At 67.2% G+C, this 8,307-nt stretch carries 8 protein-coding genes; 3 read left to right on the top strand and 5 right to left on the bottom strand.

Annotated elements, in window-relative coordinates; all coding sequences use genetic code 11:
* Positions 1-591: hypothetical protein (locus WA317_RS03150; RefSeq protein ID WP_425171651.1), on the bottom strand; the 591-nt coding region annotated here is incomplete at its 3' end.
* Positions 592-601: 10 nt separating this feature from the next.
* A complete protein-coding gene (locus WA317_RS03145; protein WP_425171650.1) occupies positions 602-2,146 on the bottom strand; it encodes an aldehyde dehydrogenase family protein in 1,545 nt (514 codons plus the stop codon).
* Between the two features lie 111 nt (positions 2,147-2,257).
* Between WA317_RS03145 and WA317_RS03140 the strand changes: the two genes are divergently transcribed.
* Complete coding sequence (locus WA317_RS03140) at positions 2,258-3,088, top strand: SMP-30/gluconolactonase/LRE family protein (RefSeq protein WP_425171649.1); 831 nt, start codon at positions 2,258-2,260, stop codon at positions 3,086-3,088.
* Between the two features lie 4 nt (positions 3,089-3,092).
* On the opposite strand, the gene WA317_RS03135 is transcribed toward WA317_RS03140, so the two are convergent.
* A complete protein-coding gene (locus WA317_RS03135) occupies positions 3,093-3,614 on the bottom strand; it encodes a mycothiol transferase (protein ID WP_425171648.1) in 522 nt (173 codons plus the stop codon).
* Positions 3,615-3,660: 46 nt separating this feature from the next.
* On the opposite strand from WA317_RS03135, the gene WA317_RS03130 reads away from it, so the two are divergent.
* Positions 3,661-5,379: an N-acyl-D-amino-acid deacylase family protein gene (locus WA317_RS03130; RefSeq protein WP_425171647.1), complete on the top strand. Its 1,719-nt coding sequence runs from the start codon at positions 3,661-3,663 to the stop codon at positions 5,377-5,379.
* A gap of 84 nt (positions 5,380-5,463) precedes the next feature.
* On the opposite strand, the gene WA317_RS03125 is transcribed toward WA317_RS03130, so the two are convergent.
* Positions 5,464-6,318, bottom strand: a complete 855-nt coding sequence (locus WA317_RS03125) for an endonuclease domain-containing protein (protein WP_425171652.1) — start codon at positions 6,316-6,318, stop codon at positions 5,464-5,466.
* A gap of 56 nt (positions 6,319-6,374) precedes the next feature.
* Here WA317_RS03125 and WA317_RS03120 point away from each other — a divergent pair, with 56 nt between their 5' ends.
* A complete protein-coding gene (locus WA317_RS03120; RefSeq protein WP_425171646.1) occupies positions 6,375-6,782 on the top strand; it encodes a pyridoxamine 5'-phosphate oxidase family protein in 408 nt (135 codons plus the stop codon).
* A 46-nt stretch (positions 6,783-6,828) separates the two neighbouring features.
* Here the strand turns inward: WA317_RS03120 and groL are convergent.
* The coding region (groL, locus tag WA317_RS03115; protein ID WP_425171645.1) for a chaperonin GroEL at positions 6,829-8,307 on the bottom strand (1,479 nt) is incomplete at its 5' end.

Here is an 8,307-nt window from a genome sequence, read left to right as displayed (position 1 = left end):
GGTCAGCGCCTTCGCGCGACTGCGGGCGGCGGCCAGCGTCAGGACAGCGCTGAAGCCCGCCAGCGCCGTGGTGCCCAGACACAACCAGAGGTTCCAGGCGGCGAAGAGCCGAAGCCGCGCGGAAGGCAGGGGGTTCGGCGGTGACGCCGTCAACGGGACTGTGAGCGTCGCGGGTGGCCGTACGTGGAAGCGGTTCAGCATCTGCTGCAGCGACGGGTCCTTCAACATGGGAGCGACGTCGACGACCCACGGGTCACCGGATGAGTCGCTGCTGAGTACCCATCCGTGCACCAATCGATTGACCTGGGCAAATTGTGCCGGAAAGGCCGGACTGGCGGTGTAGACGGCGGCGGCGCTGCCCACTACTTCCGGATCGACGCTGCGCCCGCGTTGGGTGATGAGCGCTGTTGCCTGGCTGGCGAGTTCGGAGGCCGCGGCGCTTTGCAGCGTCGGATCGGTGGCCGCTCGTAGGGCCATCGCTGCATAGCCGTCGGCGCCGACCACGTTCAGTTGGGCCCAGGCCGTCGAGATGGCCACCGCCGCCGCCAGAGTGGTGATCACCCACAGCAGCACGGCTGCTGTGAACCGCACGCCGCGCGAGTTACTTCGCGGCGCGGCGCGGGCGGGCCAGCGCCAACCGGGTCATCAGCCGGTTCGTCCGGGCCATAGCTTTGAGCGAGTTGCTGTAGTAGTTGACACCCGCACCGATCTTGGTGCGCGGTTCGACGACGACTTCGGCGCGACAGAACTTGCGCAGCCCGTCGGCCCCGCCGAACCGGGTCCCGATGCCCGACTCCTTCCACCCGCCCATCGGGGCCGTGGTGCACATCAGGTTGCTGATCACGTCGTTGATGTTGACTGCCCCGCAATCCAATTGCAGCGCAACTTCGTTGGCGCGAGCGGTATCAGCGGAGAACACCGAGGCACTCAGGCCGTACGGGCTGTCGTTGGCCAGCCGGACGGCCTCGTCGACGCTGCCGACCTTCATGATCGGCAGTGTCGGCCCGAAGGTCTCCTCGGTCATGCAGGACATCGAGTGGTCGACGTCGACCAGCACGGTCGGCAGGTAGAAACTTCCCTGCCCCTCAGCATGCGAGCCGCGCCGGCCACCGGTCAGGGCGCGCGCGCCGGCGGCCACCGCCTCGCGCACATGGCGCTCAGTGACGGCCAGCTGGTCATCGTCGATCAGCGCGCCGTAGGTGTAGCCCTTACCCGCGCCGACCTGCAAGGCCTTGACGTCGCGCACCACAGCGTCGACGAATCGGTCGTAGATCGACTCCAGCACGTAGACCCGCTCGACGGACACACAGGTCTGTCCGGCGTTGAACATGGCTCCCCATACCGCGGCGTGCGCGGCCGCGGCGATGTCGGCGTCGTCGAGCACGATCATCGGGTCCTTGCCGCCCAGTTCCAGGCTGACCGGCGTCAACCGGCGAGCGGCGCGCTCCATCACCTTGCGTCCGGTCACAGAAGAGCCGGTGAACTGCAGGTAATCAACGTTGTCGACGACGGCTTCGGCTACCGCACGTGCGCCCTGCGCGACGGCGAATACGTCCGGGGCAGCGCAGTCCAGCCAGCCTTTCCGCAACACCTCCGCTGTGAGCGGCGTGCGCTCGGACGGCTTGAGCAACACCGCGCAGCCGGCCGCCAGCGCGCCGATGCCGTCCATCAGCGCGTTGGCTACCGGATAGTTCCACGGCGCGATGATCCCGACGACTTGCCGTGGCCGGTAATGGACGGTGATCTTCTTGACCGCGAGAAACGGCAACGACGCCGGACGCCGTTCGGGCGCAAGCGCTTTCGCCATGGCCTTGATGTAATAGGACAAAATCATGATCAACAACGGCACTTCCTGCGCCGCGTCGACCGCCGACTTGCCGGTCTCCTTGATCAGCAACTCTTCGATCTCACCGCGGTGCTCGCCCAGCCACACCGCGTAACGGGCCAGCGTCTTGGCGCGCCCGGCAGCGCCCAGCTGCTCCCACTCACGCTGGGCCGTGCGCAGCCGGTCGGCCAGCGCGGGGACATCGGCGGGATCGGTCCAGTGCACTTCGCCGGCGGATGCACCGGTAGCGGGATTGCTGATGCTGCCGATACCGACGTATTCGGGCGCTACAGCTGACACAGACGACGTGGTGGCGGTCATGGTCAGCAATGCTAGCCCGGGTGTGACACAGGTCGCACCCCCGGGGTTGACGGGTGTCAAGTTCGTCGACCGACCCGATGAGTTCCGGCCGGGCGGGCAGTCTGCTTAAGCATGAGCGTTTTGATGGAGGGCATCCAGTTCGGCGAGTCGCCGCGATGGCACGACGGGCGGGTCTGGTTCTCCGACTGGGGAGCCCATCAGGTGATTGCGCTGGACCGGTCCGGGCGCCACGAAGTCGTGGTGAACGTGGAGTCGTTCCCGATGTGCATCGACTTCCTGCCTGACGGCCGGTTGCTCGTGGTGGATTCGGCGCGGCGGCGCGTGCTTCGTCGCGAGCCGGACGGATCGATGGTGGTGCACGCCGACCTGGCGCCGCTCGCCGACAAGCCGTGGAACGACATCGTGGTCGACGCGGCGGGCAACGCCTACGTCAACACCATCGGCTTCGACTTCCCCGGCGGCGAACCCGCACCCGGAAGCGTCGCACTCGTCGCGCCGAGCGGATCAGTCCGCTTGGTCGCCGGGGATCTCGCGTTCCCCAACGGCATGGCGATCACCGCCGACGGCGCCACGCTGATCGTCGCCGAGTCACACGGCAACCGGCTCACGGCCTACGACGTCGGCCCGCGCGGCCACCTGACCGGACGCCGAACCTGGGCAGCCACCGGCGACGATCACCCGGACGGCATCTGCGTAGACGCCGAAGGTGCCGTCTGGTACGCCGACGTGGGGAACCGGCGCTGTGTCCGCATCCGCGAGGGCGGTGACGTGCTGGACACCGTCGAACTCGACCGGGGTGCGTTCGCCTGCACGCTCAGCCGTGGCGACCAGCCACCGCAGCTCTACGTCGTGTGCCAGCAGTGGGGCGGACCGGCGTCATCACAACCGACCGGGCAAATCGTCGTGTTCCCCGCCCCCGCGCCCGGAGCCGGCCGACCTTGAGAGGTCAGGCCCGCCGCTGGGCGATGCCCAGCACGTAACCGGCCTGGCCGAGATGCTGCGCGCAGTCGTCGATGCTGCTGACCAGCCGCGCGCTGGCCGTGACAGGAGGATCCCAGCGGGTGTCGACCACCCGGGCCAACTCATCGCCGTCGATGCTGGCGATGTACTCCAGCGTCAGCTTGTGCACCGCATGGTAGTAGCCGGCCAACAGCTCAGCCGGGGCCTGAACTTTCGCGACGTCCTCGGGACTGTGCCCGTAACCGGTGTCGTCTCGCGGCAGATCCAGTCCGAAGCGCTCAACCCAGCCATCCCGGGTCCATACCTGCTCGACGCCGGCGACGTCGGCCACCTGTACGTCCTGCACCCGGGCGCTGTGCCAGAGCAGCCAGGCGATGCTGTTGGCGTTGGGGCTGAGCCGGTAGTTGGCTTGCTCGTCGGTGAGGCCGCCGGTGACTTCGTCGACGTGTTCGATCAACCGGGTGAAGGCGTCGCGAAGCAGTTCCTGGGCGGCATCGGCATTGGGCATATTCCGATCCTGGCATGAGCCCCCGGCGCAGTCGTAGATTCATTAGATGACCTACGACCTCATCATCCGCAACGGGACCATCGTCGACGGGCTGGGAAGTGAGCCGTACGTCGCTGACGTCGCGGTGTGCGACGGCGTCATCACCGCAGTCGGAGCGGTCGACGGTGACGCCGGGCGGGAGATCGACGCAACGGGCCTGCTCGTCACCCCAGGCTTCGTCGACCTGCACACCCACTACGACGGTCAGGCCATTTGGTCGGAACGGCTGACCCCGTCGTCGGCGCACGGCGTGACGACCGTGGTGATGGGCAACTGCGGGGTCGGTTTCGCGCCGTGCCGCCAGGAAGACCACGACGTGCTCGTCGACGTGATGGCCGGGGTCGAGGACATCCCCGGTGTCGTCATGACCGACGGCCTGCCGTGGACGTGGGAGACGTTCCCCGAATTCATGGACGCTATAGAGGCGCGACGGCGTGATATCGATGTAGCCGCCTACCTGCCGCATTCCCCGCTGCGGGTTTACGTGATGGGTCAGCGCGGCGCCGATCGCGAGCCGGCCACTGCCGAGGATCTCGCCAAAATGCGGGCGCTGGCCAAGGAGGCTGTCGAGATCGGCGCCGTAGGCTTCGCTTCGTCGCGGCTGACGATCCACAAGACCGAGAGCGGATCGCCGATACCGAGCTATGACGCCGCCCGTGAGGAGCTGGAAGAGATCGCCCGCGGTGTGGTCGACGGCGGCGGCGGGCTGCTGCAATTCGTGCCCGACCTGCCGGGCGGCGGCTACCAGCCGGTGCTGCAGACGGTGTTCGACGTCGCCGAAGACGTCGGCCTGCCGCTGACCTTCACCATGGTCGTCACCAACGTCGGTGAGCCGTCGTGGCCGGACGCCATCACCATGATCGAGAAGGCCAATGCGGCGGGCGGCGACGTCACCGCCCAGCTGCTGCCCCGTCCGATCGGCTTGGTGATCGGCTTACAACTGACTGCGAATCCGTTCGTGCTCTACCCCAGCTACCGTGCAATCGCCCACCTGCCGCTCGCCGAGCGGGCGGCCGAGATGCGCAAACCCGAGGTGCGTGCCCGCATTCTGGCCGACAAGCCCGGCGAAGGTCACCCGATCCTCTACGCGGCGCAGATGTGGGACTGGATCTTCCCGCTCGAGGACAGGCCCGACTACGAGCCTGATCCGTCCACCAGCATCGCGGCGCGGGCCCGTGCCCGCGGGGTGAGCCCGATGGAGGAGGCCTACGATCGGCTGCTCGACGACGACGGCCGGGCCATGCTGCTGGTGGCGACCAGCAATCTGGAGAACTATTCGCTGGACACCGTCGGTGAACTGCTGCACCGCGACGACGTGGTGCTAGGCCTCGGCGACGGCGGCGCGCACTACGGCATGATCTGCGACGCCAGCTACACCACCTTTTTCCTGGCGCACTGGGCGCGGGACCGGAAGGCCGGGCGGTTCTCGGTGTCCGAGGCGGTCCGCGAGCTGACCTCGGTCCCGGCCCGCATCGCGCGCCTTGCCGACCGGGGCCGCATCGCCGTCGGCTACAAGGCCGACCTGAACGTCATCGACCACGCCGGCCTGCAACTGCACAAGCCGATCATCAGCCACGACCTGCCCGCCGGGGGCAGTCGCCTGGACCAGACCGCCGAAGGCTACGTCGCCACCATCGTGTCGGGTGAGGTGATCGCCGAGAACGGCGTGCCCACTGACGCCCGGCCGGGCAAGCTGATCCGTGGCCGACAGCCGGTTCCTGCTTGAGCCTTTTCTCGCCCCTTTGACGCCGACTGTGGGGGTTGTTGCGACGAAACACTCAGTTCCTCGCAACAACCCACACGCTCGGCGTCAGATCGGGCAGCCCGCGGCTCGCAATCGGGCCAGCACCCGCTCGACGATGACGCCGGGCCGCGACAGCATCTCGGCGCTTACCCGAACAACGGCCCAGCCCAATGCTTCGAGTATCGCGATCCGGTCGATGTCCCACGACCGCTGATAACGGTCAGACCAGTGCTGGACACCGTCGTATTCGACAGCCACTCGCCATCTCCGCCACCCCATATCGACCCGGATACGGGCGACGCCATACTCGTCGACGAACTCAATTTGAGTTTCCAGTGCGGGAAGACCGGCGCGGATCAACAGCAGGCGTAGCCGAGTTTCTTGCGGAGATTCCGCACCACCGTCCATCAAGCGCAGGGCCGTCCGAAGCCGCCGGACTCCGCGTGCGCCCGGATTGGCCGTGATCACAGAAATGACGTCGGCGACCTTGAATGTCGTCGCATTGGCCAGTGCATCGAGGATCGGGAGTGCGCGATCAGCCGATAGGGTGCGGCCGATGTCGAACGCGGACCGTTCGGGCGTCGTGACACGAACGCCTCGGACGACGCACGTGTCGGTCTTAGTCAGATGGTAGGAGTGCGCCACGATGCCGGGCGGGCAATGGCGGTCGGACCGGCAGAGTTCAGCAGGTAGGGCAGCGTCGATCCACTTGGTGTTCAGCAGCGCCGCCGCGGACAATCCGACCATCGTCGCCTCACCGCCTGACCAGAGCCAGGCCGCGTGCGCACGCGTCGCCGCTGTCAGCGCCGAGCCCTTCGGCACGTAGACGTTGCGGTAAACAGCTCGGTAGCGGGTTCGCAGCTGATGGGCCGAGAGTTCGCCCCGAAGTACGGCCTGCCTTCCGAGAAACGGCCACCGGATCTCCCCCACCGTCGCATCCTGGCTGCGGGCGCCAAGCCCCGCATACAGTCATCCACATGAGCGCACAAGTCGATCTGGGCAGGCTGGCCGAAGCGCTGGGCGACTACGGATTCGCTTACCTCATCACCGTCAATGACGACTATCGCGTACGAGCGGTGGAAGTCGATCCGACATTCAGCGGCGGGGTGTTGGACGTCGGGCCGGTCGGCGAGCATACCCGCGCGAACGTAGCCCGTCGCGGCACCGCAACCCTGGTGTGGCCGCCGCCCGAGCCGGGGGGGTACTCGCTGATCGTCGACGCTGATGCGCAGATCCCTGCCGACGGGGACGCGACCGATCCGCTTCGGCTGCTGCCGACGCGCGCACTGCTGCACAGGCCGCTGGTAGCGGATACCGCGGAATGTGCGAGCGGCCACGGCTACGACTGCGTGATATTCAAGGCGTCCTCGACGGCAACCGGATAGCGAGAAGCCCGGCTCCACACGGGAACCGGGCTTTTCGTGTAGCGACTCAGAAGTCCATGCCGCCCATTCCACCGGTCGGGTCGCCCGCGGGAGCGGACGACTTCTCCGGCTTGTCGGCCACGACGGCCTCGGTCGTCAGGAACAGACCTGCGATGGACGCCGCGTTCTGCAGCGCCGAACGGGTCACCTTGACCGGGTCGGCGACGCCGGCCTTCAGCAGGTCCTCGTACTCACCGGTGGCGGCGTTCAGGCCGGTTCCGGAAGGCGAGTTGCGCACCTTCTCGGCCACCACACCAGGTTCGAGCCCGGAGTTGAAAGCGATCTGCTTCAGCGGAGCCTCCAGCGCCACCTTGACGATGTTGGCACCGGTGGCCTCGTCGCCCGAGAGGTTCAGCTCGCCCAGCTTCGGGGCGATCTGCAGCAGGGCCACGCCACCACCGGCGACGATGCCCTCCTCGACGGCGGCCTTGGCGTTGCGGACCGCGTCCTCGATGCGGTGCTTGCGCTCCTTGAGCTCCACCTCGGTGGCGGCGCCGGCCTTGATCACCGCAACACCGCCGGCCAGCTTGGCCAGGCGCTCCTGCAGCTTCTCGCGGTCGTAGTCGGAGTCGCTGTTCTCGATCTCCTGACGGATCTGGGCCACCCGGCCGGCGATGGCGTCGGAGTCACCGGCGCCCTCGACGATGGTGGTCTCGTCCTTGGTGACGACGACCTTGCGGGCCTTGCCGAGCAGCGCCACGTCGGCGGTCTCCAAAGACAGGCCGACCTCCTCGCTGATGACCTGGCCACCGGTGAGGATGGCCATGTCCTGCAGCATCGCCTTGCGCCGGTCACCGAAGCCGGGGGCCTTGACCGCCACCGACTTGAAGGTGCCGCGGATCTTGTTGACGACCAGGGTGGACAGCGCCTCGCCCTCGACGTCCTCGGCGATGATCAGCAGCGGCTTGCCACCTTGGATGACCTTCTCCAGCAGCGGCAGCAGGTCCTTGACGGTCGACACCTTAGAGCTGACCAGCAGAATGAACGGGTCCTCCAGGACGGCTTCCTGACGCTCAGCGTCGGTCACGAAGTAGCCGGAGATGTAGCCCTTGTCGAACCGCATACCCTCGGTCAGCTCGAGCTGCAGGCCGAAGGTATTGGACTCCTCGACGGTGATGACGCCTTCGTTGCCGACCTTGTCCATCGCCTCGGCGATCAGGTCGCCGATCGACTGGTCACCGGCCGAGATGGCCGCGGTGGCCGCGATCTGCTCCTTGGTCTCGACGTCCTTGGCCGACTTCAGCAGTTCCTCGGTGACCTTTTCGACGGCCTTCTCGATGCCGCGCTTCAGACCCAGCGGATTCGCGCCGGCAGCCACGTTGCGCAGGCCCTCTTTGACGAGCGCCTGGGCCAGCACGGTGGCCGTCGTGGTTCCGTCACCGGCGACGTCGTCGGTCTTCTTGGCGACTTCCTTGACCAGCTCGGCGCCGATCTTCTCGTACGGGTCCTCCAGCTCGATCTCCTTGGCGATGGACACACCATCGTT

The organism is Mycobacterium sp., from assembly GCF_049802695.1.
Taxonomy (GTDB): Bacteria; Actinomycetota; Actinomycetes; order Mycobacteriales; family Mycobacteriaceae; genus Mycobacterium.
This window is presented reverse-complemented; position numbering and strand designations above follow the sequence as displayed.